The following is a 26,195-nucleotide window of genomic DNA, read 5'->3' on the forward strand; positions in this document are numbered from 1 at the left end:
CCAATCGCCGGCAAGCCGGCTCCCACAAGGACTGCGCAATGCCTGAGGGCTGCGGGGCTTCTGTGAGAGCCGGCTTGCCGGCGATTGGGCAGCGCAGCTGCCCCAGGCCATCCCGCCAATTCCAGGTCGGATAGATACAAAAGCGTCCTCGTGCGTTCTGTTGCAATGCTTCTCAGGCGGCCGGCCTGAACAGCGTGCTCACAACGACAAGGAACACCGACCATGCAAATGCCCCAGACCCTGAAGATCCGCAACGGCGACAAGGTCAAGCCGACCTTCTCCGCGCAGGAGTACGCCGCCCGCCATGCCCGCCTGCGGGCCTACATGGCCGAGCAAGACATCGAAGCGGCCATCTTCACCTCGTACCACAACGTCAACTACTACAGCGATTTCCTCTACTGCTCGTTCGGCCGCCCCTACGCCCTGGTGGTGACCCAAGACAAGGTGGTGTCGATCAGCGCCAACATCGACGGTGGCCAGCCCTGGCGGCGCACGGTCGGCACCGACAATATCGTCTACACCGATTGGCAGCGCGACAACTACTTCGTCGCCATCCAGCAGGCACTGCCGCTGGCCTCGCGCATCGGCGTCGAGTACGACCACCTCAACCTGCAGAACCATGCCAAGCTCGCCGCCTGCTACCCCAGGGCCGAACTGCTGGACATCGGCGCGCCGTGCATGCGCATGCGCATGATCAAGTCGGCAGAAGAGCAGGCGCTGATCCGTCATGGTGCCCGCGTTGCCGATATCGGTGGCGCCGCGGTGGTCGAGGCGCTGCGTGATCAGGTACCGGAGTACGAGGTAGCGCTGCATGCCACCCAGGCGATGGTCCGAGAAATCGCCCGCAGCTTCCCTGACGGCGAATTGATGGATACCTGGACCTGGTTCCAGTCCGGCCTGAACACCGACGGGGCGCACAACCCGGTCACCAGCCGTAAGGTCAACAAGGGCGACATCCTCAGCCTCAACTGCTTCCCGATGATCGCCGGCTACTACACCGCCCTTGAACGCACGCTATTCCTCGACCATTGCCCAGACGACCACCTGCGCCTGTGGCAAGCTAACGTCGAGGTACACGAGGCGGGGCTGAAGCTGGTACGCCCGGGCATGCGCTGCTGCGACATCGCTCGGGAGCTGAACGAGATCTTCCTGCGTCACGACCTGCTGCAATACCGCACCTTCGGCTACGGCCACTCGTTCGGTACCCTCAGCCACTACTATGGGCGCGAGGCGGGGTTGGAGCTGCGCGAAGACATCGACACGGTGCTCGAGCCAGGCATGGTGGTGTCGATCGAGCCGATGATCATGCTGCCCGAAGGGCGGCCGGGGGCGGGTGGTTACCGCGAGCATGACATCCTGATCGTCAACGAGACGGGCGCCGAGAACATCACCAAATTCCCGTTTGGCCCGGAGCACAACATCATCCGCAAGTAAACGCCGGTGCCGTGCCGGTTTCTGCGCGGGAGCGGGCTTGCCCCGCGAAGAAGCCGGCACACATAACAAGAACATCGAATGACCACCAGACCCTGCCTCCAATTAGAAGAATCAGAGGGTACCCGTCATGTCCAGCACCACCCTTAACGCTCCCACCCTCGCCGGCGCCCCCCAGAGCGCCGAACGCCAGGCCTTGCGCAAAGCCGCCAGAGCCAGTTTCATGGGCAACTTCGTCGAGTGGTTCGACTACGCCGCCTACGGCTACCTCGCCACCATCATCGCCGCCACCTTCTTCCCGCAAACCGACAAGACCACCGGCCTTCTGGCGACTTTCGCGGTGTTCGCCCTGTCGTTCCTGGTTCGCCCGCTGGGCGGCGTGGTCTGGGGCCATTTCGGTGACCGCCATGGCCGGCGCAACGCGCTGTCGCTGTCGATCCTGATCATGTCGATCTCCACCTTCTGCATCGGCCTGCTGCCCGGCCATGCGCAAATCGGCCTGTGGGCCCCGTGCCTGCTGTTGCTGATTCGCCTGGTACAGGGTTTTTCCGCCTCGGGCGAGTACGCTGGCGCCTCGGCCTTCCTCGCCGAATACGCGCCACCTGGCCGGCGCGGGCTATACACCAGCATCGTGCCGGCCAGCACGGCGGCCGGGCTGTTGTTCGGGGCGGCGTTCGTCGCCGTGCTGCATGAGTTGCTCAGTACCGAAGACCTGCACAGCTGGGGCTGGCGCCTGCCGTTCCTGCTGGCTGCGCCCTTCGGCCTGGTGGGCCGCTACATCCGCATGAGCCTGCAGGACACGCCGAAGTTCCTGGAGATGGAGCAGCGCCTGGAAAGCAAGGCCTGCATGGCCCCGGCGCCGATCCGCGAGCTGCTCACCCAGCACCGCCGCAGCCTGGCCATCGGCATTGGCGTCACCTGCCTCAACGCGGTGGCGTTCTACCTGTTGCTTAGCTACATGCCCACCTACCTGTCGGCCGAAATGGGCATGAGTGAGCGCGATTCATTCATCGCCTCGACGGTGTCACTGGCCACCTACATCGGCCTGATCTTCCTCATGGGGCGGCTGTCGGATCATTTCGGGCGCAAGACCATGCTGGTGATTGCCTCGCTGCTGTTCCTCGGGATGACCGTGCCGCTGTTCAAGCTGCTCGACGGCCAGCCGTTGCTGGTGATCTTGGCGATCCAGATCCTGTTCGGCGCGATGCTGGCGATGAACGACGGCACCTTGCCGTGCCTGCTGGCAGAGATCTTCCCGACCCGGGTGCGCTTCAGTGGCTTCGCCTTGAGCTTCAACCTGGCCAATGCGCTGTTTGGCGGCACCGCCCCGTTCATTGCCACCTGGTTGATCCAGGTGACCGGCAGCAAGCTGGCGCCGGCCGGGTATCTGCTGGCGGCGGCTTTGGTGGCCTTGGTGGCGATGTTGATGTGTCGGGAGACGGCGTATGGGCAATTGAAGGACTGAGTTGCCTGTACGGGCCTTATCGCCAGCTTCCCGGCGATATGGCCCGTACGGCCGGCAGATGGCTTATGCTGAGCACACTGCCCGCCAAAAGGAGTTCCACATGGCCTGGTCCGCCACCCAGTATTCCCTCTTCGAAGATGAACGCACCCGCGCCGTGCGCGACCTGCTTGCCGCTGTGCCACCACGCCCGGTACGCCATGCCACCGACCTGGGCTGTGGCCCGGGCAACTCCACCGAAGTACTGCTGCAGCGTTGCCCGGATGCCCAGGTCACCGCGCTGGACAGCGACAAGGACATGATCGACAAGGCCCGCGAGCGCAAGCGCCTGCACATCCCACGGGTGCGCTGCGAAATCGCCGACATCAGCCAGTGGACCGCCCCCGAACCCCAGGACCTGATCCTCGCCAATGCCTCGCTGCAGTGGGTGCCCGATCATGGCGCGCTCTACCCGCACCTGGTACGACAATTGAGTGAAGGCGGCAGCCTGGCCGTGCAGACCCCGGACAACCTCGACGAGCCGGCGCACCGGCAACTGCGCGAGATTGCCGGCCGTGGCCGTTGGGCCGACAAGTTCGCCGACTTCAGCCTGCCGCCCCGGCACAGCGCCGCGTTCTACTACGACCTGCTCAGCCCCCTGTGCGCGCGGGTGGATGTATGGCGCACGACCTATCACCATCCATTGACAGGCGGGGCCGAGGCGGTGGTGGAATGGTTCAAGGGTTCGGCCCTGCGCCCTTACCTGGCCAAGCTGGACGAGGACGAACAGGCGGACTTCCTGCAGATGTACCTGCAGGCCATGCAGCGGGACTATCCGCCAGCCACCGACGGCAAGGTGCTGCTGCCGTTCCCCCGGCTGTTCGTGATTGCCACCCGCTAACGGTGGCGCCAGCGCCAGATCACGTAGCCATAGACGCCGAGGTTGACCAGCAGCACGATGGCGCCCAGCAGCCACTGAAGCTGCGGGGTTAGCCCGGCAGGGTAGATCAGCGGCCAGATGTAGTGTTCGACGAAGCCGCCGGGGTAGCCGGAATCGCCGGCGGCAAAGCGCATGCGGTTTTCCCAGTCGGTCAGCGGGCACTCCAGGTGCAGGCCCTCGACCGCCAGGCCCCAGGCCAGGGCGGGCAGGTGCAGGAGCAGGGCAGGGCGCCACTTGAACACCAGCAACCCGCCGAACAGCACCAGCAGGATGAAGCCGAGGTGCAACAGGACCAGGGTGTCGGCGGCTAGGCGAAAGAGCATGGCCAGTGCCTTTGAAGGTGGGGTAATGCTGGGTTGGGTATGTTGGCTGCGCGGGCCGCATCGCCGGCAAGCCGGCTCCCACAGGTAGTCCGCAGTTGTTGAAGGTTGTGGTATCCCTGTGGGAGCCGGCTTGCCGGCGATGCGGCCCTTGAATCCATCACAGCGCGTCCTGCACCACCTGCAGGAAAGTCGCCACCACCCGCCGCGTGCGCTGTTCACTCAGGCACACCAATGTCTCGGTCAGGTGCCGCTGGCAATCCACGATCGGCAACGCACACACCCGCGCATCGGCGCCGAATTCCGCCGCCGAAACCACGCCCACGCCAATTCCCACCACCACCGCCTCACGCGCCGCTTCCCGGCCTTCGACCTGGATCGCCGGGCGAATCCGCAAACCGGCGCGCTGCATCTCTTCTTCCAGCGTCTGCCGCGTCACCGAGCCCGGTTCGCGCAGCACCAGCGGCGTGTCGTCCAGGTCGGCCAGGCTGATCGAACCACGGCTGGCCCAAGGGTGGTTGTGCGAGACGAATGCCACCATCGGATCGCGGCGCAAAGGCACGCAGAACAGCCGCTCATCGTCGACATCCCGCCCCAGCAAGGCCAAATCCGCCTGGTAGCTGAACAGCCGAGCCAGGGATTCGTCGGTGTTGCCGGTTTCCACCTTGACCTGGATACCCGGGTACTGCTGGCAGAACCGCGCAATCTGCGGCAGCACGTGCACCGGTGCATCCACGGCCAGCACCAGGCTGCCGGTGTGCAGGGCGCGGGAGTCCTGCAGCAGTTCGTGAGCTTCGGCCTCGCAGGCGAACAGCCGCTTGCTGATGCCCAGCAGGCGCTCGCCCAAGTCCGTCAGCTGTACCGAACGCTTGTTGCGCTGGAACAGCAACACGCCAAAGCGCTCCTCCAGTTTTCGCACCTGGTCGGACACCGCAGGTTGGGTAAGGAACAGTTTTTCAGCAGCGCGGGTGAAGCTGCCATGCACGGCCACCGCGTGAAAGGCCTTCAGTTGAGCGTGGGACACGGACATGACCACTCCAGTAACAAGCTGACCTTATGTGTGAAATACGATAAATCGATTTTCGTTATCAGTCAGTACCTGTTTCCATGTATTTCAAGCCCGCCGTCACCGCCACAAGCGGTCGCCGGGCCATGGCGCGCCACCTGCGCCATCTGACCAATGACGAGCCACGTCATGCAGTGCGCAACACAAGAACAAGACAGGCATTTCTTCACATTCTGCCGGCACACTTGAGCAAGAGGTCAGACGCACATGAATCATTCCGTAGCCGCGCTTAAGCGTTGGCGCATCCAGATTTTCGCGATCACCTGGCTGGCCTACGCCGCCTTCTACTTCACCCGCAAAGCCTTCTCGGTGGCCAAGCTCGGCATCGGCGAAGACCCCACCTTCATGCTCGACAAGGCCGCCATGGCCAACCTCGACGGCATCTACCTGGCCGCCTACGCCGTGGGCCAGTTCACCTGGGGCATGCTTGCCGACCGTTTCGGGCCGCGTGTGGTGGTGCTTGGCGGCCTGCTGATTTCGGCCGCAGCGGCAGTGGTGATGGGCAGCTACGCAACCTTCCCGATCTTCGCCACCTGCATGCTGATCCAGGGCCTGGCCCAGTCCACCGGCTGGGCCGGCTTGTGCAAGAACATCGGCAGCTTCTTCCCGGCCTCGCAGCGCGGCCGGGTGCTGGGGCTGTGGAGTTCGTGTTACGCCTTCGGGGGCCTGGTCGCGTCGCCATTCGCCGGCTGGTGGGCCTATACCCTGGTCGGTACCTGGCATGCGGCGTTTTTCTCCAGCGCCGCAGTGGTGGCTGCGGTGGCCGTGCTGTTTTTCTTCCTGCAGCGCAACAAGCCCGAGGATGTCGGGCTGCCGGCGGTGGAGCCCGAGCCGCAGAGCATGGCGCCGGCCGGCAACCTGTGCAGCGTGTGGGCGCCGTTGCGCGAGATCCTGCGCAACCGCACGGTGTTGACCCTGGGTTTGGCGTATTTCCTGCTCAAGCCGGCGCGCTACGCGATCCTGCTGTGGGGGCCGGTGATCGTCTTCGAACAGATGCCTTCGGTCGGCAAGGTCGGCGCGGCGATCATCCCCACCGCCTTCGAACTGGCCGGGCTGCTCGGCCCGATCATCATCGGCCTGGCTTCGGACAAACTGTTCGGCGCCCGGCGCATGCCGGCCTGCGTGATCAGCTTGGTGCTGCTGACCGTGACCCTGGCAGCGTTCATGGGCGCCATGCACAGCGGCAGCATCGTACTGGTGGTGGCCCTGCTGTTCGTCATGGGGCTGACCCTGTACGGGCCGGACTCGATGATCAGCGGCGCGGCGGCGATCGACTTCGGCACAGCCAAGGCCGGCGCCACGGCGGCCGGTTTCGTCAATGGCTGCGGTTCGGTGGGGGCGGTGCTCGGCGGCTTGCTCCCGGGCTACTTCGACAGCGTCACGGTGTTCATCGTGTTCGCCGGTTGCGCGCTGTTTTCCGCGCTGGTGCTGTTGCCGCACTGGAACAGCCGCCCGGCCAGCAGCGCCCAGGCCCAGGACGTGGCACCCAACACCAGCATGGCGGTCAAGCCACTGCGCACCTGAGGGTCTGGCTGTGGCGGCGAGCAAGGCCGACAAAGCGTGAGATTACTTGTCGATCCACTGCGCGAGGGCGTATAAACTGCACCCACTTTTGGCCGGTCGCTTCCTGAACCGGCCGCTGAAACAAAGAGAGTCGACATGGGCGCACAGTGGAAAGCCAAGCATAGAGAAACAGCTGCCAATGCCAAGGGCAAGATCATGGGCAAGCTGGCCAAGGAAATCCAGATCGCTGCCAGATCGGGTGCCGATCCCGACATGAACCCGCGCCTGCGCCTGGCCATCGCGCAAGCCAAAAAGGCCTCGATGACCCGCGAGACCCTGGATCGGGCCATCCGCAAGGGTGCTGGCCTGGACGGCGATGCCGTGCAATACCAGGCGGTGAGCTACGAAGGTTTCGCGCCGCACCAGGTGCCGCTGATCGTCGAGTGCCTGACCGACAACGTCAACCGCACCGTCGCGCAGATCCGCGTGCTGTTCCGCAAGGGCCAGCTGGGTGCGAGCGGTTCGGTGACCTGGGACTTCAACCATGTCGGCCTGATCGAGGCCACCCCGAACCAAGATGCCGACCCGGAAATGGCTGCCATCGAAGCCGGTGCCCAGGACTTCGAGCCAGGTGAAGAAGAGGGTTCGACCCTGTTCATCACCGACACCACCGACCTGGATGCGGTGCAGAAGGCCCTGCCGGAGCAAGGTTTCACCGTGGTTTCGGCGAAGATCGGCTACACCCCGAAAAACCCGGTGAGCGCTGCCAGCCTGAGTGCTGAAGCACTGGCCGAGGTGGAAGCGTTCCTCGAAGCGATCGATGAGAACGATGATGTGCAGAACGTTTACGTTGGCCTGACCGACTAAACGCCGGGGCCGCTTGGCGGCCCATTCGCCGGCAAGCCGGCTCCCACAAGTCCCCGACAATTCTTGAATGCTGTGGGGTACCTGTGGGAGCCGGCTTGCTGGCGAATGGGCCAGCGAAGGCAACCAAAGGACCCCCGCATGAACGCAACCTTCGCCTCCCTCAGCCTCGCCCACCTGCGCACCCTCGACTGCCTCCTGCAGCTGAAGAACCTCAGCCACGCTGCCGAACGCCTGGGCGTCAGCCAATCGGCCCTGAGCCGGCAACTGGCCTCCCTGCGCGAAGCCTTCGACGACCCGCTGCTGGTACGCCAAGGTCGTGGTTACGTCCTCAGCGAATATGCCGAAGCCCTGGTCGAGCCCCTGCGCCAGGTGCTCGAAGAACTCCAGGCCTTGCGCCAACCCGCGGCTTTCGACCCGGCCCGCTGTGAGCGGCGCTTCTGCCTGGCGGCCTCGGACTATGTGGCCGAGCACATGCTGCCGTTACTGGTGGCCGCGCTGGAGCAGGAAGCCCCCGGCGTGTCCATCGACTACCGTACCTGGCAAGCTGGCCAGTACGCCTTGCTAGCAAGCGGCGAGATCGACCTGGCCACCACGCTGTTCGACGAGTCGCCGCCCAACCTGCATGGTCGGCTGCTCGGTGAAGACCGTGCGGTGTGCCTGATGCGCGGTGATCATCCGCTAGCGCGCAATGAGGCACTGAGCCAGGACGACTACCTGGCGTACAAGCACGTGCGCATATCCGGCGGTGGCGACAAGGACAGTTTCATCGACCGCCACCTCCGCGCCAATGGCCTGCAGCGGCGGGTTAGCCTGGAGGTGCCGTTCTTCTCGGCCACCGTGCAGGTCATCGCCAATAGCCAGGCGCTGGCCACCGTGCCCGAGCACATCGCCCGGCAGTTGTGTCGCCTGCATGACCTGGCGTGGCGGCCGCTGGGGTTTGTCGAGCATACCCAGCGCTATTGGGTGGTGTGGCACCAGCGTTTGCAGGCGTCGGCCGAGCATCGCTGGTTGCGCAACCGGGTGTTCGAGCTGTGGCGTCAGTCGCAGTTCGGGGTGCAAGGTGGTCATGCGGGTTTGCCATAGCAGGTATGCGCGAAGCGGGGTTATTCGGCCCGGAGCAAGTGCCTAGACTGGGGGCAGGCAGCAGACACCCCCAGGAGACCACCCGTGACCCCCGAACAATTCCGCCAGTACGGCCACCAGCTGATCGATCTGATCGCCGATTACCGCCAGAACGTCGCCGAGCGCCCGGTCATGGCCCAGGTCGAACCCGGCTACCTCAAGGCCGCATTGCCGGCCGCCGCCCCGCAGCAGGGCGAACCGTTCGAGGCGATCCTCGATGACGTCAACCAGCTGGTCATGCCTGGCCTGTCGCACTGGCAACACCCGGACTTCTATGGCTACTTCCCCTCCAACGGCACCTTGTCTTCGGTGCTGGGCGACTTCCTCAGCACGGGCCTGGGTGTGCTCGGCCTGTCGTGGCAATCGAGCCCGGCGCTGAGCGAACTGGAGGAAACCACCCTCGACTGGTTGCGCCAACTGCTCGGGCTGTCGGGGCAGTGGAGCGGGGTGATTCAGGACACGGCCTCCACCAGCACCCTGGTCGCGCTGATCTGCGCTCGTGAGCGGGCCACCGACTACGCCCTGGTGCGCGGTGGCCTGCAGGCCGAAGCCAAGCCCCTGATCGTGTACGTCAGCGCCCATGCCCACAGCTCGGTGGACAAGGCCGCGCTGCTGGCCGGCTTCGGCCGCGCCAACATCCGCTTGATCGCCACCGACGAGCAGTTCGCCATGCGCCCCGATGCCCTGCAGGCGGCCATCGAGCAGGACCTGGCGGCCGGCAATCATCCTTGTGCAGTGGTCGCCACCACCGGCACCACGGCCACCACCGCGCTGGACCCGCTGCGCGCCATTGGTGAAATCGCCCAGGCCAAGGGCCTGTGGCTGCATGTGGACTCGGCCATGGCCGGTTCGGCGATGATCCTGCCGGAATGCCGCTGGATGTGGGATGGCATCGAGCTGGCCGATTCGGTGGTGGTCAATGCGCACAAATGGTTGGGCGTGGCCTTCGACTGCTCGATCTACTACGTGCGCGACCCGCAGCACCTGATCCGGGTAATGAGCACCAACCCCAGTTATTTGCAGTCGGCGGTCGATGGCGAGGTGAAGAACCTGCGCGACTGGGGCATTCCGCTGGGGCGTCGATTCCGTGCGTTGAAGCTCTGGTTCATGCTGCGTAGCGAAGGTGTAGAGGCGCTGCAGCAGCGCTTGCGACGGGATCTGGACAATGCCCGTTGGCTGGCCGAACAGGTGGAGGCAGCCGGGGAATGGACGTTGCTGGCGCCGGTGCAGTTGCAGACTTTGTGCATTGTCCACAAGCCGGCAGGGCTGGACGGTGATGCGTTGGATGCGCATACCAGGGCCTGGGCCGATCGGCTCAATGCCTCTGGGGATGCTTACGTGACCCCGGCGACCTTGAACGGGCGGTGGATGGTGCGAGTGTCGGTGGGGGCGTTGCCCACCGAGCGTGAGCATGTCGAGAAGTTGTGGGGGCGTTTGCAGCAGGTTGTCAAAGGCTGAAAACGTAGGGGGCTGCAAAGCAGCCCCCTACGGTCTATCAGCTGCTCACCGCCTGAAAACTCCCCTTGCGGCTAGCCTCGAAGGCTTCCTTCTCCATCGGTTTGGCCTGCGGATTTCCCAGGTCTTCCATCGCCAACCGATGCGTCTCCGGCGCAATGTAAGCCGCCAGCGCACACAGGCAGGTCACGAAGAACGCCAGCCCACCCACCACCAGTGGAATGTTCTCCGAACCCGGCGGCGCCACCAGTGCGAACAGTGCCGGCAGCATGGCTGTCAGCATGGTGCCGACGTTCTGTGCGATGGCCATCGCCGAGACCCGGTAGCGGGTGTGGAACAGCTCCGGGTAGAAGCTCGGGAACACCGCGTTGTAACCCTGATAGACCATCCCCCACATGACGATGGAGGCGGCAAAGGCCAGTGGCACGTTCTGTATGCTGATCGCGTACAGGTAGACGAACGCCAGCAGCCCGGAGCCCAGGCACCCGGCGATCATGGTCGGGCGACGGCCGATCTTGTCGGAAAGGTTGCCCACGAATGGAATCACCAGCACCGCGACAATGTTGCCCACCACCGGAATCCACAGGTACACGCTCTTGTCGAAACCGATGCCGTAGGCAGGCTGCACCGCATAGGCCGCGCCGAAGATGGTGGCCACCACCGGGATCACGTTCATCAGGGCCATGAACATCACCAGCACCATGTGCTTCCAGTTATGGCGCAAAGCCTCGCTGATCGGCGACTTGGCCACCTTGTCCTGCTTTTCCTCTTTGACGAACGCCGGGGTCTCGTGCACTTCCTTGCGGATGATGAAGCCTGCGATCAGCACCACCGCACTCATCAGGAATGGAATCCGCCAGCCCCAGTCGTTGAATGCCTCGCTCGGCATGAAGTAAGCCAGCGGCAGAAACACCGCAGCGGCCAGCACCTGGCCGGCCTGCACGCCTTGCAGGGTGAAGCTGGCGTAATAGCCCCGCCGCCCGAATGGAGCGTGCTCCATGATCATCGAGCTGGCCCCGGAGATCTCGCCGGCCACGGCAAAACCCTGGACCAGGCGCAGCACCACCAGCAAGGCCGGGGCGAGGATACCGATGTCGTGGTAGGTGGGCAGCAGGCCGACGGCCATGGTCGACAGGCCCATCAGGAACATGCACAGCAGCAGCACGTTCTTGCGCCCGCGGGTATCACCCCAGTGGCCGAGCACGAAAGCCCCGATCGGGCGGGCCAGGTAGCCGACGCCGTAGGTCGCCAGCGAGGCGATGATGGCCATCTTCGGGTCGGTGTTGGGGAAGAAGATCTGCGGGAAAATCAGCGCCGCAGCCTGGGCATAGATGAAGAAATCGTAGTACTCGAGTGCCGAGCCTATCCAGCCGCTGGCAGTGGCTTTCTTCGCTTGAGAGCTTGAGTGGGCCATGGTTGTCTCCGTTGTTCTTGTTGGTTCCCGCACGGCGAGCGTGGGGTTGTCTCGGGAGTGTGGGTTCAGGAGCAAGGCGTGGAAGCGGGCTGCGGCATTGCTGGAGCAGGCAGCCAGGAGGCAAGTGCGGGGCGCAAGGCGAGAGCAGTGTGCATAGGTCGGTACCCGGTTTTATTGAATTTATTCTGTCGTGGCGTTGGGCTGGGTCAGCGCAGGTGGGCCTGCGTCTGGAATTCATGGTTGCCCCTCGGGGTGGGGTTAATCAATTCGTCAAAACGGGTTTTGGGCGATAATCGAACACAAAACTAACCATTCCGTACAAAGTGATTGATGGGGCGACTTTACCTGCGAATAATCGATCGTGCCAAGGTGCAGGCCCCATCGCCTGCAAGCCGGCTCCCACCGGTACTGCGCAGCGCTTCCTCGTGGGAGCCGGCTTGCCGGCGATAGGGCCGGTGCAGAAAACCACCCACGCCTAGCCCCGTAGCCTCCAATAACAAGGAACTCCCCATGCAGCGTTCGATAGCCACCGTGTCCTTGAGCGGCACCCTGCCGGAAAAGCTCGAAGCCATCGCCGCCGCCGGTTTCGACGGCGTCGAGATCTTCGAGAACGACCTGCTGTATTACGCCGGCAGCCCGCGCGAAGTGCGGCAGATGTGTGCCGACCTCGGCATCGCCATCACCTTGTTTCAGCCGTTTCGCGACTTCGAAGGCTGCCGCCGTGACCGCCTGCAGAAGAACCTTGACCGCGCCGCGCGCAAGTTCGACCTGATGCAGGAGCTGGGCACCGACCTTGTGCTGGTGTGCAGCAACGTACAGGCCGACGCGCTGGGTGAAGAGCAACTGCTGGTGGAAGACCTGCGCCTGCTGGCCGAGCATGCGGGGACGCGTGGCCTGCGCATCGGCTACGAAGCCTTGGCCTGGGGCCGCCATGTGAATACTTACCAGCAGGTGTGGAACCTGGTGCGCCAGGCCGATCATCCCGCCCTGGGGGTAATCCTCGACAGTTTCCACACCCTGTCGCTCAAGGGCGACCCGGCCGCGATCCGCGAGATCCCGGGAGACAAGATCTTCTTCGTACAGATGGCCGACGCACCGATCCTGAACATGGACGTGCTGGAGTGGAGCCGCCACTTCCGCTGCTTCCCGGGCCAGGGAGAAATGGATCTGGCCGGTTTCCTCGCGCCGATTCTTGCCACCGGCTACCGCGGCCCGCTGTCGCTGGAAATCTTCAACGATGGCTTCCGCGCCGCCCCGCCACGGCAGAACGCCGCTGACGGCCTGCGTTCTCTGCTTTACCTGGAAGAACAGACCGGCCTACGCCTGGCACAACAAGGCACCGCGATCGAACCCGGGGTGCTGTTCACCCCGCCGGCAGCCAGCGCCTATGACGGTGTGGAGTTCCTTGAGTTCGCCGTCGACGAGGCCGTGGGCGCACGCCTGGGCACTTGGCTCAAGCGCCTGGGCTTTGCCGAGGCTGGCAAGCACCGCAGCAAGGATGTACGGCTGCTGCGCCAGAACGACATCAACATCGTGCTCAACGCCGAGCCGTACTCCTTTGGTCACAACTTCTTCGAGGCCCATGGCCCGTCGCTGTGCGCCACCGCCCTGCGGGTCAAGGACGAACAGGCTGCGCTGCAGCGCGCCACCGACTTCCGTGGCCAGCCGTTCCGCGGCCTGGTCGGCCCCAATGAGTGTGAAGTGCCTGCCGTGCGTGCCCCGGATGGCAGCCTGATCTACCTGGTAGAGCAGGGCGCGCAAGGCCCGTCGCTGTACGACACCGACTTCCGCCTGGACCCGGCCGCCACCGCCCGCGGCGGCCTGCAGCGCATCGACCACATGGCCCTGGCGCTGCCTGCCGAGTCGCTGGACAGCTGGGTGCTGTTCTACAAGAGCCTGTTCGATTTCGCCGCCGATGACGAGGTAGTGCTGCCCGACCCCTACGGCCTGGTCAAGAGCCGCGCTCTGCGCAGCCAGTGCGGCAGCCTGCGCCTGCCGCTGAACATCTCGGAAAACCGCAACACCGCGATTGCCCACGCGCTGTCGAGCTACCGAGGCTCGGGTGTGCATCATATTGCTTTTGATTGTGCCGATATCTTCCGTGAAGTGGCGCGGGCGAAGGAGGCGGGCGTGCCGTTGCTGGAAATCCCGTTGAACTACTACGACGACCTCGCCGCACGGTTCGACTTCGACGACGAATTCCTCAGCGAGCTGGCCTATTACAACGTGCTGTACGACCGTGATGCCCAAGGGGGCGAGCTGTTCCACGTGTACACCGAGGCGTTCGAGGAGCGGTTCTTCTTCGAGATCATCCAGCGCAAGGGTGGGTATGCGGGGTATGGCGCGGCGAACGTGGCGGTGCGCTTGGCTGCGATGGCCAAACGCAGGAGCGGGGCGGTGCGCAAGCCGGTACTTTGACCGGCTGAACCAGCCTCAGCGCCGGCAAGCCGGGCGATGAGGCTGGTTCATGCAGCGTGGCTCAAGCAGGCACGCCAAGAATGATGTGCGAAGCCTTGATCACCGCAGTGGCGCTCACGCCCTGCGCCAGGCCGAGCTCGGCAACCGCTTCGCGGGTAACGATCGAGTACACCTTGGTGCCGCCCGCCAACTCCACCACCACCTCGGCATTGACCGCACCATCGGAGACGCTCAGTACCTTGCCGGCCAGGCAGTTGCGAGCCGACAGGCGAATGTCGCTGGACTCGGTCATCAGCATCACCCAAGGTGCCTTGATCAGGGCGACGGCCTCATTGCCCACCGCAATCCCGAGGTTGCGGATACTTTCCATCGTGACCACCGCAACCAGTTGCTCGCCACCAGGCAGGGTCAACACGACTTCGGCATTTACAGCACCTTCCTGAACCTGGCTGACCTGGCCCTTGAATACGTTGCGTGCGCTGGCTTTCATGGAATCGTCCTTATTTCTTGACTTTGGAGTTAGGATTTCGGCGCATCATCCTAGCTAGCGCTATGTACTATCAACCATAGCGCATTGGGGTATAACGCTTGCGAATGTACCCATGCAGAAAGGTCCACCCAGCCACTTCAATTCCTGACCACTCGACCAACAGCGCGCTTCCCTGCATCGCCCCGCTCACGGATAATCCCTCCCTATTCCAATAAGCAGCGCGTGAGTAGGTATGAGTAATCCCGTAGTCAGCCTCGGCCAGCCTGAAGTCGAAGGGGTGCGCAAATCGCGCAAGAACAACCCCGAGAAAACCCGCGAGGACATCCTCCAGGCCGCCATCAACGAGTTCGTCCAGCAAGGCCTGGCCGGCGCGCGGGTGGACGCCATCGCCGAACGCACGGCCACCTCCAAGCGCATGATCTACTACTACTTCGGCAGCAAGGAGCAGCTGTACGTCGATTGCCTGGTCAAGCTCTATGGTGATATCCGCAAGACCGAGCACAGCCTGGACCTGGAGTCGCTGCCAGCTGTGCAGGCGATCCAGCGCCTCACCGAGTTCACCTTCGACCACCACGACCACAACGTCGACTTCGTGCGCATGGTCTGCACCGAAAACATCCACTACGGCGAGTACGTGAAGAAATCGCCGGTGATCCGCGAGATGAGCAGCCTGGTGCTGCAGGCCCTGGACAAGACCCTGCGACGCGGCGTGGCTGAAGGCGTGTTTCGCGCGGGCGTCGAGGTCATCGACCTGCACATGCTGATGAGCTCGTTCTGCTTCTACCGTGTGTCCAACCGGCACACTTTCGGCCATATCTTCGACATCGACATGTCCGACGAGCAGATCAAGCAGCGCCACAAGGCGATGATCTGCGACGTGGTGATGCGCTACCTGCGCGCCTGAGCCGCGCTCACTCGCCCAGCCGTTGCTCGCGCGACGGCGGGTAACCGAAGTACGCCGCGTAGCACTTGCTGAAGTGCGACACCGAGACGAAACCGCAGGCCACCGCCACTTCCATCACCGACAGGTCGGAGTACTGCAGCAGGCGGCGGCTCTTGGTGATGCGCAATTCCATGTAGTAGCGCCGCGGCGAGGTGCCCAGCTGGGCCTGGAACAGGCGGTCTATCTGGCGCCGCGAGCGGCCGCTGTAGGCGGCGAGCTGGTCGAGGCTGAGGGTTTCTTCGAGGTTGTTCTCCATCAGCTCTACGATGGTGCGCAGGTGCAGGCTCATGGACTTCTTCGCCCCCGGCCCGACCTGGCGATAGCGCGCGCCAGAGAACGACAGGATTTCCTCGACGCCTTCGGCCAGGCCGTCGCCATACAGCCGGCGCACCAGCCCGAGCATCAGCTCCATGGCGCCATTTGGGCTGGCGGCGGTGAGGCGGTCGCGGTCGAGGGTGAAGCTTGCCGGCGTGATACGCGTCTGCGGGCTGCGCTCGGAAAGGCTGGCGCGTTGTTCGGGGTGGATGCTGCAGCCGTAGTCATCGAGCACCCCGGCGCGACCAAGGAACCAGGCGCCATTCCACAGCCCGCCCAGGGCTTTGCCGTGGGCCGCGCAGTCGTCCAGCAGACGATCCAGCTCCGGGTACTTGAGTGGGGTGCGCAGGCCGCCGCAAATGATCAGCAGGTCGAGCTCCTTCAGTGGCTCCGCTGCCAGTTCGCTGGCCACCAGCTCCAGGCCCAGGTCACTCAGCACCCGGTCGCCGTCCGGTGACAGCGGTGTGAAGCTGAAGCTGTCGGCGCGCAGCAGGTTGGCAGTGACCAGCACGTCCATCGCCACCGTGAAACTGGCCATGGAGAAGTGTTCGAGCAGGACGAAGTCGACCCGATAGGGTGCCTGGGGGCTGCCGGCGGTGGACTTGAGGCGCAGCATGTTGCTGGTGCTGGTCTTTTTGCTGAACTGGCGTGGGGTGGGCACTCTGGACTCCGCTTCCTGGCTGGCCGGCTGAGTGTGGCGGGTGGCCGGGGGAAAGACAATCGCCAGGGTGGTGGTGTCGTATTCGAGGTCGTATTGAGGCAAGCGGCTTATCTGTCGTTCATGAGACCAAGCGCCGCACGGGGGCGTTCGGCCTCAAGAACACCCAATACCTTGTGACAGGCGCTTTCCTGCGTCGGCTGCCAACGAAGTTGGTAGCCTGATTATTCAATTCTCGCCCTGAAGCACCGGCATCGGATTCGTGCACCTCACACCCGACTCAACCGAATAATCTGCCGAGCACAAAACGCCCCCGTCAGAATCACCCCGAACAACCGCAACGTCTGCATCGCCAGCACCAGCCCCACATCGGCATGGGTCTCCACCGCGATGATCGCCATGGCATCCAGCCCACCCGGGCTCGTGGCCAGGTACATCGACAGAAAGTCCACCCCCATCGCCCACGCCAACCCCCAGGCACAAACCGCACACAGCACGATCAGCGCCAGCGCCCCAGCGATCATGGTCGGCAAACGCTTCCACACATAGCGCACCGTCTGCCGGTCGAACCGCAGCCCGATATAGCAACCGATCGCCCCGTAGGCAAAGGCCAGCAGCGCCTCGGGAATGTTGATCGTCAGCAGCCCGCTCAACTGCAGGGCGCCTCCGAGCAATAGCGGCATCAGCAAGGCACCGGCCGGCATGCGATTGCCCGCCACCAGGCCAACCAGCACGATGGCCAGGCTGAGCAGGGTATCGAGCCACGGCATGGCGTCAGGTGCCAGCACAGCGCTGGGGGCAACCACCGGTCCCGGTGTGGCCCCAAGCAGGTGACTGACCAGCGACCCGACCATCACCACGCACACCACTCGTACATACTGCATGGTCGCCACCACCCGCCCGTCAGCGCCGTTTTCCTCGGCCATCGACACCATCGCCGAAGCCGCCCCCGGCGCCGTTCCCCAGGCAGCGGTGCTACCGGGAATGCCACCGAAGCGCACGGTGCCGAGCCCGACCAGGGCACTCAGCACCACGGTGATGAAAGTGGCCACCAGCATCAGGTGCCAGGACTGGGCCATCGATACCAGTACCGCCCAGCTCACCGAGTGGGCCACCAGCAGCCCGACGCAGCCCTGGCCGAAGCGAAATACCTGGCGATGCACGCTCAGCCGGGCGCCGCACACACCGAACACGATGGCCACCAACATGGGGCCGAGAAACAGACCGGCCGGTACGGCCAGGGCATGCAGCACCTGGCCGACGGCGCCGGCGCAGATCAATAGGGCAGGCCATTGGAAGGAAGGGCTGGAACAGCGGGAGAGGGCGGTGGGCAATGTCGATACTCCTTGCGCAGCGATAACGCGGGGCTGGCAGCGCCAGCGGAGAAAATTATCGACGGGGCAATCGATCAAGTCTATTTTCTACTTTTGATGAATCCATAACTGAAATTCATGAATCATGGACCTGCGTGACCTCACCTATTTCGAAACCATCGCCGAACTCGGCCACCTGGGCCGGGCAGCCGAGCGTCTCAACCGCAGCCAGCCGGCGCTGACCAAGAGCATTCAACGGCTGGAAGAGTCGCTGGGCACCCGCTTGTTCCAGCGTGACGGCCGGCGCATCAAGCTCACCGATGTCGGCAAGCTGTTGCTGGCGCGGGGCAGGCAGTTGCAGCTCAACATCGCCGAAACCGAGCGCGAAGTGCGCGACTTCGCCAGCGGCCTGGTCGGTAACATTCGCCTGGGCTGTGCGGCGAGCATGGCCGATCACCTGTTGCCACACCTCACTGCGGCCTTGCTGGAACGGGCACCGGAGGTGACCCTGAAGCTGTCCATCGCCCAGGACGATGTGCTCAAGGAGTCGCTGCGGGCCGGGCGGCTGGATGTGATCATTTCGCCGCAGATCGCCGATGACCCGCAGTTCACCACCCATCCCATCCTCGAAGACGAAGCGGTGGTGGTGGCCAGCGCCGAACACCCGGTATTCGCCGGGCCCATTGCCCTCAAGGACCTGTGCCAGTATCGCTGGGTGCTGGCGGGGCCGACCGTGACCGCTCGGCGCTGGATCGACAATGTGTTCATCGAGCACCAGTTGCCCGCACCCCGGGTGCAGATCGAGACCAACGCGATCTCCCTGCTGCCGCGCCTGATCGCCCGCACCCAGCTCTTGAGTTTCGCCGCACGGGAAACCCTGGAGCACGGCCTGGGCGCGTCGTGGTTGCGCGAAGTGCCGTTGCCGCAGACCACCATGCGCAGGACCGTGGCGGTGGCCGTGCGCACCGACGGCTACCTGTCGCCTGCGGCGGGTGCGCTGGTCGCCTTGTTGAAGGAGAAAGGGCGCAGTTTCTTCGAGCGCGATTGAATGGTGGGTTGCCGCAAGGCGCCAGGCAGGCGCGCTGTCAGCTTCGGCCTTTGGCCAGATAGGCCGCATATTCCTCGGCAGGCACCATGCTGCCGCCAGTGCCCCACACCAGATGCGTGGCATTGGCCAGGCGTTCTGGCGACAGCGCCATGCGTTCGAGGTAAGGCGCTGCCTGCAGCACCCTCAGCATGCCCGGCACACCGGCCAGCGCCGAGGGTTCCAGGCGCGCTTGCTCCAAATCGTGGGCCAGCACCAGCAGGCGGTAGAGTTCCTCGTCGGTCACCGTGTAGTAGCCGTCGAGCAAGCGCTGCATGGCCTTGCCGACGAAGCCGGAAGGGCGGCCCACCGCCAGGCCATCGGCAGCAGTGACGTTGTCGATGCCGAAGTCCTGGACACACACCGTATCGTGCAAGCCGGAGTACACCCCCAGCAGCATGCACGGTGAATGGGTAGGCTCGGCAAAGAGGCAGTGCACGTGGTCGCCGAATACCAGCTTCAGGCCGAACGCTACGCCGCCAGGGCCGCCGCCAACGCCGCAGGGCAGGTAGACGAACAGCGGGTGCTCGGCGTCGACCACAACCCCCTGCACCTGAAATTGCCGGGCCAGCCGCTCGGCCGCCACCGCGTAGCCGAGGAACAGGTGTGGCGAGTTCTCGTCATCGACGAAGTAGCACAAAGGGTCGCCGGCAGCTTGCTGGCGCCCTTGCTCCACGGCCACGCTGTAATCGGACGAGTGCTCGATCACCGTCACGCCGCTGGCGCGCAGCTTGTCCTTCTTCCATTGGCGGGCGTCCGCCGACATGTGCACGGTGGCCTGGAAGCCCAGCGTGGCACTGATGATACCGATCGACAGGCCGAGGTTGCCGGTGGAGCCGACGGCCACCTTGTACTGGCTGAAGAACTGCCGCGCCGGCTCCTCGGCCAGCACGCGGTAGTCGCTGTCCAGGGTGATCAGGCCCGCTTCCAGGGCAAGGTCTTCGGCATGCTTGAGCACTTCGTGGATACCGCCACGGGCCTTGATCGAGCCGGAGATCGGCAGTTCGCTGTCGGCCTTGAGCCACAGCGCACCGCTTGGCGCGAGGCCGGTCTCTTGCAGCAAGGTTCGTTGCAGTTTGGCCAGCGGGCGCAGGGGCGACTCGATGATTCCGGCACTGGCGGCGGTGTCGGGGAACACCGTGGCCAGGTACGGTGCGAAGCGCTGCAGGCGGGCGCTGGCGGCGTGCACGTCCGCTGCGCTGAGGCCGACGTCGCCCAGCGCTTGGGCCGCAGGCGCGATGGCAGGGTTGAACCATTGGGTTTCGCGCAGGGCGACCAGGTCCTCTATCAAGGGGTGGGAAGCGCACCATGCCGCAAGGGTTTTTCCGTGAATCATTGCAGGCGTTTCCTGTGGTTGGTTCGGGTTGTTCGCCGGGATCAAACTGCCTGCCGGGCAATCAGCGCCAGGCAGCGCTGCACCATCGGGCTCATGTCGCCCTTGCGCCGGCTGAGAATGATCGGGCTGACGGCGCTGCCGTCGAGCAGCTTGGCGTACTCGATATCGGTGCGGTGCTGCTGCTGCACCGTCTCCGGCACCAGGGTCACACCCAGGCCGACTGCGACCAGGCCGATGGCGGTCTGCAGTTCGTTGGCCCACTGGCTGACCTTGATGCTCATGCCGTGGTGGGCGAACAAAGCGAGGATGTGGTCGGCGTAGCTGGGCCTGGGGTTGGCAGGGTAGAGGATGAAGGCCTCCCGCGCCAGCTGGGCCAGCGACAGAGGCCCGCAGGCCAGGGCATGGCCCTTGGGCAGCACGGCCACCAGCGGGTCTTCGCGCAGTACTTGCTGCTGGATGGCTGGATCGTCGATGCGAATGCGGCCGAAGGCGATGTCGATGCGTCCGCTCTTCAGGGCTTCGACCTGTTGCAGGGTGGTCATCTCGTTCAGGCCCAGTTCCAGTTCGCTGTCCTGGCGCAGCTCGCGGATCAGCTCCGGCAGCACGGTGTACAGGGTCGAGGGGGCGAAGCCGATGCCTAGCCATTGACGCTGACCCTGGCCAATCCTGCGGGTGTTGTCGCTGATGTTGTCCAGCTGCTGGAGCAGGGTGCAGGTCTGTTCATAGAAAAAGCGCCCGGCCTCGGTCAGGCGCAGCGGCCGTTCGCGCACCACCAGCAGGGTGCCGAGCTGTTCCTCGAGCTGGCCGATCTGCCGGCTCAGCGGCGGCTGGGCGATGTGCAGCAGCTCGGCGGCGCGGGTGAAGTTCAAGGTTTCAGCCAGAACCTTGAAGTAGCGAAGGTGGCGCAGCTCCATCAGACCTCCAAGGTATGGTGGGAGATTCTTTTGATATTGGACGGCCGTCAGGTTCTCGCGCAATGCTTGAATAATCAAGTAAATGTAGTATCGGATCTGCCCCCTGCAGCCCGATTTGACGGGATCTTCGAACCATGACAAACGCCCTGATCGAGCGTATCGACGCAATCATCGTCGACCTGCCGACCATCCGCCCGCACAAGCTGGCCATGCACACGATGCAGCAGCAGACCCTGGTGATCCTGCGCCTGAAATGCAGCGACGGCGTGGAAGGCCTCGGCGAGGCCACCACCATCGGCGGCCTGGCCTACGGCTACGAGAGCCCCGAGGGCATCAAGGCCAACATCGACGCGCACCTGGCGCCGGCACTGATCGGCCTGCCCGCCGACAACATCAATGCCGCCATGCTCAAGCTCGACAAGCTGGCCAAGGGCAACACCTTCGCCAAGTCCGGCATTGAGAGCGCGCTGCTCGACGCCCAGGGCAAGCGCCTGGGCCTGCCGGTCAGCGAACTGCTCGGCGGGCGTGTGCGCGACAGCCTGGAAGTGGCCTGGACCCTGGCCAGCGGTGACACCGCCCGCGACATCGCCGAGGCCGAGCACATGCTGGAAATACGCCGCCACCGGGTGTTCAAGCTGAAGATCGGCGCCAATCCGCTGGACCAGGACCTCAAGCACGTGGTGGCGATCAAGCGCGAGCTGGGCGAGCGCGCCAGCGTGCGCGTCGACGTCAACCAGTACTGGGACGAATCCCAGGCCATCCGCGCCTGCCAGGTGCTGGGCGATAACGGCATCGACCTGATCGAGCAGCCGATCGCGCGCATCAACCGCGGCGGGCAGGTGCGCCTGAACCAGCGCAGCCCGGCGCCGATCATGGCCGACGAATCCATCGAGAGCGTCGAGGACGCCTTCAGCCTGGCCGCCGACGGCGCCGCCAGCATCTTCGCCCTGAAGATCGCCAAGAACGGCGGCCCGCGCGCCGTGCTGCGCACCGCGCAGATCGCCGAGGCGGCCGGCATCGCCCTGTACGGCGGGACCATGCTCGAAGGCTCGGTCGGCACCCTGGCCTCGGCCCATGCCTTCCTCACCCTGCGCCAGCTGACCTGGGGCACCGAGCTGTTCGGCCCGCTGCTGCTGACCGAGGAAATCGTCAACGAGCCGCCGCAGTACCACGACTTCCAACTGCACGTGCCGCGCACCCCGGGCCTTGGCCTGAGCCTGGACGAAGCCCGCCTGGCGCGCTTCGCCCGCCGATAACCGAAAAGGAGAGAACCCATGCTGTTCCACGTGAAGATGACCGTGAAACTGCCGGTCGACATGGACCCGGCCAAGGCCGCGCAACTGAAGGCCGACGAAAAGGAACTGGCCCAGCGCCTGCAGCGCGAGGGCACCTGGCGCCACCTGTGGCGCATCGCCGGGCATTACGCCAACTACAGCGTGTTCGACGTGCCCAGCGTCGAGGCGCTGCACGACACGCTGATGCAGCTGCCGCTGTTCCCGTACATGGACATCGAGGTCGACGGCCTGTGCCGCCATCCCTCGTCGATCCACGCTGACGACCGCTGAAAGCGGCCCCTGCGCCGCGTCTACCTGACAAGAACAATACGAGGTAAGCAACATGACCGTGAAGATCTCCCACACCCCTGACGTCCAGGCCTTCTTCGAGCAAGTGGCCGGCCTTGGCCATGCCGAAGGCAACCCACGCTTCAAGCAGATCATCCTGCGCGTGCTGCAGGACACCGCGCGCCTGATCGAAGACCTGGAGGTCAGCGAGGGCGAGTTCTGGCACGCCATCGACTACCTCAACCGCCTGGGCGGTCGCAACGAGGCTGGCCTGCTGGCCGCGGGCCTGGGCATCGAGCACTTCCTCGACCTGCTGCAGGACGCCAAGGACGCCGAAGCTGGTCTTGGCGGCGGCACCCCGCGTACCATCGAAGGCCCACTGTACGTGGCAGGCGCACCGCTGTCGGAAGGTGAGGCGCGCATGGACGACGGCACCGACCCGGGTGTGGTGATGTTCCTCCAGGGCCAGGTGTTCGACGCCGAAGGCCAACCCCTGGCCGGCGCTACCGTCGACCTGTGGCACGCCAATACCCAGGGCACCTATTCGTACTTCGATTCGACACAGTCCGAATACAACCTGCGCCGCCGTATCGTCACCGACGCCGAAGGCCGCTACCGTGCACGTTCCATCGTGCCCTCGGGCTATGGCTGCGACCCGCAGGGGCCGACCCAGGAATGCCTCAATCTGCTCGGCCGCCACGGCCAGCGCCCGGCGCACGTGCACTTCTTCATTTCGGCACCGGGGTACCGGCACCTGACCACGCAGATCAACTTTGAAGGTGACAAGTACCTGTGGGACGACTTTGCCTATGCCACCCGTGATGGCCTGATCGGCGAGCTGCGTTTCGTCGACGATGCTGCTGCAGCGCGTGACCGTGGCGTTAAGGGCGAGCGTTTTGCCGAGCTTTCGTTCGACTTCCGCTTGCAGGCGGCCAAGGCACCCGAGGCCGAAGTGCGCAGCCAGCGCCCACGGGCGCTGCAAGAAGGCTGACAGGCAGTCTTTCCCATAGCTGTGATGGCCCTATCGCCGGCAAGCCGGCTCCCACATCGACCGCAGCGCTGCTGACCCCTGTGGGAGCCGGCTTGCCGGCGATAGGGCCGGTACGAACCCAGCAAGCTCCACCGCCATACGCCATTCCAATAACAATAAAAGGTCCTTGGTCATGCATAACCCTACCCAGCGTTCGCTCGCCTGTTACTGACAGGTCACTGCCTAGTAATCCCTTCCCAGGCTGTCCAATCAGGAACTCCCGAGCATGACGAACCTCACCCAAGAGCAGCACCTCAAAACCCCGAACAAGCGCTATATCTACGAGTGGTACGTGGTCACCCTGTGCATGGTGGCGTACATATTCTCCTTCGTTGACCGGCAGATCCTGGCCCTGATGATCGAGCCGATCAAAGCCGACCTGCAGCTCAGTGATACCCAGTTCAGCCTGCTGCACGGCCTGGCGTTCTCGCTGTTCTACGCTTTCATGGGCATGCCCATCGCCTACCTCGCCGACCGCTTCTCGCGGCCGCGCATCATCGCGGTCGGGGTGATCTTCTGGAGCATCGCCACGGCCACCTGCGGCCTGAGCAAGAACTTCCTGCAGATGTTCCTTGCGCGAATTGGCGTCGGTGTCGGCGAAGCGGCCTTGTCGCCATCGGCCTACTCGATGTTCAGTGACATGTTCCCCAAGGAAAAGCTCGGCCGCGCCGTGGGCATCTATTCGATCGGCTCGTTCGTCGGCGGCGGTGTCGCCTTCCTGGTCGGCGGCTACGTCATCACCTTGCTCAAGGATGCGCAAACCATCGAGGTGGCCGTGCTCGGCGCCATGAAAGCCTGGCAGCTGGCATTCTTCATCGTCGGCCTGCCGGGGGTGATCGTCGGCCTGCTGGTCTGGCTGACGGTACGCAACCCAGAGCGCAAGGGCGCGCAGCTCGATGCCGACGGCCAAGTGCGCAAGGTGAAGCTTACCGATGGCCTGCGCTTCATCGGCCGCCACCGCAAAACTTTCGGCTGCCACTACCTGGGCTTCTCGTTCTACGCCATGGCGCTGTTCTGCATGATGAGCTGGACGCCCGCGCTGTATATCCGCAAGTACGGCATGAGCCCGGAGCAGGCCGGCTTCATGCTCGGCACCATCCTGTTGCTGGCCAATACCACTGGCGTGGTGTTCGGCGGCTGGCTGACCGATCACCTGGCCAAGCGCGGCTACAGCGATGCGGCGATGCGCACCGGGGTGATCGGTGCGGTGGGCATGATCGTGCCGGCGGTGCTGTACTCGCAGGTCGAACCGCTGTGGCTGTCGGTCACCTTGCTGGTGCCGGCGATGTTCTTTGCCTCGTTCCCGATGCCGGCGTCCACCGCGGCCATGCAGATACTCTCGCCGAACCAGGTGCGGGCGCAGGTATCGGCGGTGTTTCTGCTGATCAGCAACCTGCTGGGGCTGGGCCTGGGGACCACGCTGGTGGCGCTGATCACCGACCGCTACTTCGGCGCCCCGGCGGCAGTCGGTTCATCGATGTCGATCGTCAGCTTCGGCGCCTCGCTGCTGGCCATCGTGCTGCTGGCCAAGGGCTGCAAGTGTTTTCGCGACAGCCTGCAGCGCGAACACGCCGCCGAGGCCTGAGATGCTCGAGCGCTTCCCGCTGCTCGATTCGCGCGATGTGGCCGAGATGCAGGTGCAACTGGCCCGCTATCTCTGCCCGCATCGGCTGCGGGTGCTGAACGGCACACCGCCGCGCTTGCAGGCCAGCGGCGTGGCGTTCGCCGGGGCCTGGTTGCTGGAGCTGGATTATGACGCGCCGGTCGAGGTCAGCCTGGAAGGCACCGGTGCGCACTACCTGTTCCGCACCACCTTGCAGGGGCAGTGCGAAGTGACCCTGGGGCGCCATCAGGCAGCGGTTGCGGCGGGCGGCTTGAGTGTCAGCTCGCCGTTCGCCAGCAGCCGTATCGTCACCGGTGGCGCCTGCCGCAACGCGGTGCTCAGCCTGCCGCGCGAAGCACTGGAAGTGCAGTTGCAGCACCTGCTGGGGCGCAGCCTGCGCCAGCCGCTGGCGTTCGATGTGCCGCTGGCGGCGGCACACCCCGGTGTGCATGCACTGGGGGCTGCCATGGACTACCTGTGCAGCCTGCTGGCGCTGGACCTGAACCTGGCCCCCCTGCGCCAGGGCCTTGCCGACCACCTGGTGCAACTGCTGCTGACCCAGTTGCCGCACAACTACTCCGATGCGCTCTGCCAAGGCGCGGGCACGCCGTTGCCCGGCCCTGTACGGCGGGCGCGCGACCACATCGAGGCGCACCTGGATCAGCCGCTCGCCTTGTCGACCTTGTGCGCGCTCAGCGGCGTTTCGGTTCGCACCCTGCAGAACGGCTTTCTCAAGTTCCTTGGCCAGACCCCGGTCGAGTACATCCGCGAGCGGCGCCTGCACGCCGTGCACGTGGCCTTGCAGCGCGGCGAGGGCAGTGTCACCGAGGCCCTGCTGCGCTTCGGCATCAACAGCCCCGCGCACTTCACCCGGCAATACCGGCAGCGCTACGGCTGCCGGCCATCCGACACGCTCAAGGGCTCGGGAAGTTGCGCAATCGGTAGCCTGCCTGCGTGATCGGATGCGCAG

Annotated in this window: 23 protein-coding genes; 15 read left to right on the top strand and 8 right to left on the bottom strand. The window is 64.7% G+C overall.

The window, feature by feature from the left end; translation table 11 throughout:
- The first annotated feature begins 222 nt into the window (after nucleotides 1–222).
- From KU43P_RS10320 to tam, 3 genes are all read left to right on the top strand, one after another.
- Nucleotides 223–1,434: a M24 family metallopeptidase gene (locus KU43P_RS10320; RefSeq protein WP_317662805.1), complete on the top strand. Its 1,212-nt coding sequence runs from the start codon at nucleotides 223–225 to the stop codon at nucleotides 1,432–1,434.
- Nucleotides 1,435–1,561: 127 nt separating this feature from the next.
- Nucleotides 1,562–2,896 (top strand): MFS transporter, encoded by a 1,335-nt coding sequence (locus KU43P_RS10325; protein WP_317662806.1) that lies wholly within the window; start codon nucleotides 1,562–1,564, stop codon nucleotides 2,894–2,896.
- Nucleotides 2,897–2,996: 100 nt separating this feature from the next.
- A complete protein-coding gene (gene tam, locus KU43P_RS10330; RefSeq protein WP_317662808.1) occupies nucleotides 2,997–3,773 on the top strand; it encodes a trans-aconitate 2-methyltransferase in 777 nt (258 codons plus the stop codon).
- Here the strand turns inward: tam and KU43P_RS10335 are convergent.
- Nucleotides 3,770–4,135 carry a DUF2784 domain-containing protein gene (locus KU43P_RS10335; protein WP_317662810.1) on the bottom strand — a complete coding sequence of 122 codons (366 nt, stop codon included), beginning with the start codon at nucleotides 4,133–4,135 and terminating at the stop codon, nucleotides 3,770–3,772. The two genes, tam and KU43P_RS10335, sit on opposite strands and share 4 nt — an antisense overlap.
- 157 nt (nucleotides 4,136–4,292) lie before the next feature.
- Nucleotides 4,293–5,162, bottom strand: a complete 870-nt coding sequence (locus KU43P_RS10340) for a LysR substrate-binding domain-containing protein (protein WP_317662812.1) — start codon at nucleotides 5,160–5,162, stop codon at nucleotides 4,293–4,295.
- A 243-nt stretch (nucleotides 5,163–5,405) separates the two neighbouring features.
- Between KU43P_RS10340 and KU43P_RS10345 the strand changes: the two genes are divergently transcribed.
- The 4 genes from KU43P_RS10345 (at nucleotide 5,406) to KU43P_RS10360 (ending at nucleotide 10,148) form a co-directional block, all read left to right on the top strand.
- Nucleotides 5,406–6,722, top strand: coding sequence for an MFS transporter (locus KU43P_RS10345; RefSeq protein ID WP_317662813.1), 1,317 nt, complete (start codon nucleotides 5,406–5,408; stop codon nucleotides 6,720–6,722).
- Between the two features lie 135 nt (nucleotides 6,723–6,857).
- The gene (locus KU43P_RS10350; protein ID WP_317662814.1) at nucleotides 6,858–7,568 is read left to right on the top strand and encodes a YebC/PmpR family DNA-binding transcriptional regulator; all 711 of its coding nucleotides are present in this window, start codon (nucleotides 6,858–6,860) and stop codon (nucleotides 7,566–7,568) included.
- A gap of 138 nt (nucleotides 7,569–7,706) precedes the next feature.
- On the top strand, nucleotides 7,707–8,651 hold the full coding sequence (locus KU43P_RS10355; protein WP_317662816.1) for a LysR family transcriptional regulator: 945 nt from the start codon (nucleotides 7,707–7,709) through the stop codon (nucleotides 8,649–8,651).
- Between the two features lie 84 nt (nucleotides 8,652–8,735).
- Nucleotides 8,736–10,148: a DOPA decarboxylase gene (locus KU43P_RS10360; RefSeq protein WP_317662818.1), complete on the top strand. Its 1,413-nt coding sequence runs from the start codon at nucleotides 8,736–8,738 to the stop codon at nucleotides 10,146–10,148.
- Nucleotides 10,149–10,185: 37 nt separating this feature from the next.
- On the opposite strand, the gene KU43P_RS10365 is transcribed toward KU43P_RS10360, so the two are convergent.
- Nucleotides 10,186–11,559: an MFS transporter gene (locus KU43P_RS10365; protein ID WP_317662819.1), complete on the bottom strand. Its 1,374-nt coding sequence runs from the start codon at nucleotides 11,557–11,559 to the stop codon at nucleotides 10,186–10,188.
- Nucleotides 11,560–12,069: 510 nt separating this feature from the next.
- Here KU43P_RS10365 and quiC point away from each other — a divergent pair.
- Complete coding sequence (gene quiC, locus KU43P_RS10370; RefSeq protein WP_317662821.1) at nucleotides 12,070–13,977, top strand: 3-dehydroshikimate dehydratase QuiC; 1,908 nt, start codon at nucleotides 12,070–12,072, stop codon at nucleotides 13,975–13,977.
- Nucleotides 13,978–14,038: 61 nt separating this feature from the next.
- On the opposite strand, the gene KU43P_RS10375 is transcribed toward quiC, so the two are convergent.
- Nucleotides 14,039–14,467, bottom strand: coding sequence for a molybdopterin-binding protein (locus KU43P_RS10375; RefSeq protein WP_317662823.1), 429 nt, complete (start codon nucleotides 14,465–14,467; stop codon nucleotides 14,039–14,041).
- Between the two features lie 232 nt (nucleotides 14,468–14,699).
- Here KU43P_RS10375 and KU43P_RS10380 point away from each other — a divergent pair, with 232 nt between their 5' ends.
- A complete protein-coding gene (locus KU43P_RS10380) occupies nucleotides 14,700–15,371 on the top strand; it encodes a TetR/AcrR family transcriptional regulator (RefSeq protein WP_317662825.1) in 672 nt (223 codons plus the stop codon).
- Nucleotides 15,372–15,378: 7 nt separating this feature from the next.
- Here the strand turns inward: KU43P_RS10380 and KU43P_RS10385 are convergent, their stop codons facing one another.
- On the bottom strand, nucleotides 15,379–16,386 hold the full coding sequence (locus tag KU43P_RS10385; protein WP_317663769.1) for a GlxA family transcriptional regulator: 1,008 nt from the start codon (nucleotides 16,384–16,386) through the stop codon (nucleotides 15,379–15,381).
- 266 nt (nucleotides 16,387–16,652) lie between these two features.
- Nucleotides 16,653–17,717 carry an AbrB family transcriptional regulator gene (locus KU43P_RS10390; RefSeq protein ID WP_317662826.1) on the bottom strand — a complete coding sequence of 355 codons (1,065 nt, stop codon included), beginning with the start codon at nucleotides 17,715–17,717 and terminating at the stop codon, nucleotides 16,653–16,655.
- 124 nt (nucleotides 17,718–17,841) lie between these two features.
- On the opposite strand from KU43P_RS10390, the gene KU43P_RS10395 reads away from it, so the two are divergent.
- Nucleotides 17,842–18,744, top strand: coding sequence for a LysR family transcriptional regulator (locus KU43P_RS10395; RefSeq protein WP_317662827.1), 903 nt, complete (start codon nucleotides 17,842–17,844; stop codon nucleotides 18,742–18,744).
- A gap of 37 nt (nucleotides 18,745–18,781) precedes the next feature.
- Here the strand turns inward: KU43P_RS10395 and KU43P_RS10400 are convergent, their stop codons facing one another.
- Together KU43P_RS10400 and KU43P_RS10405 are read right to left on the bottom strand one after the other, a co-directional pair.
- The gene (locus tag KU43P_RS10400) at nucleotides 18,782–20,116 is read right to left on the bottom strand and encodes a D-serine ammonia-lyase (protein WP_317662828.1); all 1,335 of its coding nucleotides are present in this window, start codon (nucleotides 20,114–20,116) and stop codon (nucleotides 18,782–18,784) included.
- A gap of 41 nt (nucleotides 20,117–20,157) precedes the next feature.
- A complete protein-coding gene (locus tag KU43P_RS10405) occupies nucleotides 20,158–21,030 on the bottom strand; it encodes a LysR family transcriptional regulator (protein WP_317662829.1) in 873 nt (290 codons plus the stop codon).
- A 134-nt stretch (nucleotides 21,031–21,164) separates the two neighbouring features.
- Between KU43P_RS10405 and KU43P_RS10410 the strand changes: the two genes are divergently transcribed.
- The 5 genes from KU43P_RS10410 (at nucleotide 21,165) to KU43P_RS10430 (ending at nucleotide 26,183) form a co-directional block, all read left to right on the top strand.
- Nucleotides 21,165–22,286, top strand: a complete 1,122-nt coding sequence (locus tag KU43P_RS10410; RefSeq protein WP_317662831.1) for a muconate cycloisomerase family protein — start codon at nucleotides 21,165–21,167, stop codon at nucleotides 22,284–22,286.
- An 18-nt stretch (nucleotides 22,287–22,304) separates the two neighbouring features.
- Nucleotides 22,305–22,595: a muconolactone Delta-isomerase gene (gene catC, locus KU43P_RS10415; protein ID WP_008092782.1), complete on the top strand. Its 291-nt coding sequence runs from the start codon at nucleotides 22,305–22,307 to the stop codon at nucleotides 22,593–22,595.
- A gap of 52 nt (nucleotides 22,596–22,647) precedes the next feature.
- Nucleotides 22,648–23,583, top strand: coding sequence for a catechol 1,2-dioxygenase (catA, locus tag KU43P_RS10420; RefSeq protein WP_317662834.1), 936 nt, complete (start codon nucleotides 22,648–22,650; stop codon nucleotides 23,581–23,583).
- 265 nt (nucleotides 23,584–23,848) lie between these two features.
- Nucleotides 23,849–25,207, top strand: a complete 1,359-nt coding sequence (locus KU43P_RS10425) for a spinster family MFS transporter (protein ID WP_317662836.1) — start codon at nucleotides 23,849–23,851, stop codon at nucleotides 25,205–25,207.
- A gap of 1 nt (nucleotide 25,208) precedes the next feature.
- The gene (locus KU43P_RS10430; protein ID WP_317662837.1) at nucleotides 25,209–26,183 is read left to right on the top strand and encodes a helix-turn-helix transcriptional regulator; all 975 of its coding nucleotides are present in this window, start codon (nucleotides 25,209–25,211) and stop codon (nucleotides 26,181–26,183) included.
- The last annotated feature ends 12 nt before the right edge of the window (nucleotides 26,184–26,195 follow it).

It is taken from the genome of Pseudomonas sp. KU43P (assembly GCF_033095865.1).
Taxonomy (GTDB): domain Bacteria; phylum Pseudomonadota; class Gammaproteobacteria; order Pseudomonadales; family Pseudomonadaceae; genus Aquipseudomonas.

Bases quoted from the DNA above. Each gene is read 5' to 3' on its own strand.
- catC (WP_008092782.1), top strand. From the start codon at position 22,305: ATGCTGTTCCACGTGAAGATGACCGTGAAACTGCCGGTCGACATGGAC.
- KU43P_RS10355 (WP_317662816.1), top strand. From the start codon at position 7,707: ATGAACGCAACCTTCGCCTCCCTCAGCCTCGCCCACCTGCGCACCCTC.
- tam (WP_317662808.1), top strand. From the start codon at position 2,997: ATGGCCTGGTCCGCCACCCAGTATTCCCTCTTCGAAGATGAACGCACC.
- KU43P_RS10400 (WP_317662828.1), bottom strand. From the start codon at position 20,116: ATGATTCACGGAAAAACCCTTGCGGCATGGTGCGCTTCCCACCCCTTG.
- KU43P_RS10430 (WP_317662837.1), top strand. From the start codon at position 25,209: ATGCTCGAGCGCTTCCCGCTGCTCGATTCGCGCGATGTGGCCGAGATG.
- KU43P_RS10375 (WP_317662823.1), bottom strand. From the start codon at position 14,467: ATGAAAGCCAGCGCACGCAACGTATTCAAGGGCCAGGTCAGCCAGGTT.
- KU43P_RS10395 (WP_317662827.1), top strand. From the start codon at position 17,842: ATGGACCTGCGTGACCTCACCTATTTCGAAACCATCGCCGAACTCGGC.
- KU43P_RS10335 (WP_317662810.1), bottom strand. From the start codon at position 4,135: ATGCTCTTTCGCCTAGCCGCCGACACCCTGGTCCTGTTGCACCTCGGC.
- KU43P_RS10425 (WP_317662836.1), top strand. From the start codon at position 23,849: ATGACGAACCTCACCCAAGAGCAGCACCTCAAAACCCCGAACAAGCGC.
- KU43P_RS10350 (WP_317662814.1), top strand. From the start codon at position 6,858: ATGGGCGCACAGTGGAAAGCCAAGCATAGAGAAACAGCTGCCAATGCC.
- KU43P_RS10320 (WP_317662805.1), top strand. From the start codon at position 223: ATGCAAATGCCCCAGACCCTGAAGATCCGCAACGGCGACAAGGTCAAG.
- KU43P_RS10405 (WP_317662829.1), bottom strand. From the start codon at position 21,030: ATGGAGCTGCGCCACCTTCGCTACTTCAAGGTTCTGGCTGAAACCTTG.
- KU43P_RS10340 (WP_317662812.1), bottom strand. From the start codon at position 5,162: ATGTCCGTGTCCCACGCTCAACTGAAGGCCTTTCACGCGGTGGCCGTG.
- KU43P_RS10365 (WP_317662819.1), bottom strand. From the start codon at position 11,559: ATGGCCCACTCAAGCTCTCAAGCGAAGAAAGCCACTGCCAGCGGCTGG.
- KU43P_RS10345 (WP_317662813.1), top strand. From the start codon at position 5,406: ATGAATCATTCCGTAGCCGCGCTTAAGCGTTGGCGCATCCAGATTTTC.
- catA (WP_317662834.1), top strand. From the start codon at position 22,648: ATGACCGTGAAGATCTCCCACACCCCTGACGTCCAGGCCTTCTTCGAG.
- KU43P_RS10380 (WP_317662825.1), top strand. From the start codon at position 14,700: ATGAGTAATCCCGTAGTCAGCCTCGGCCAGCCTGAAGTCGAAGGGGTG.
- quiC (WP_317662821.1), top strand. From the start codon at position 12,070: ATGCAGCGTTCGATAGCCACCGTGTCCTTGAGCGGCACCCTGCCGGAA.
- KU43P_RS10410 (WP_317662831.1), top strand. From the start codon at position 21,165: ATGACAAACGCCCTGATCGAGCGTATCGACGCAATCATCGTCGACCTG.
- KU43P_RS10325 (WP_317662806.1), top strand. From the start codon at position 1,562: ATGTCCAGCACCACCCTTAACGCTCCCACCCTCGCCGGCGCCCCCCAG.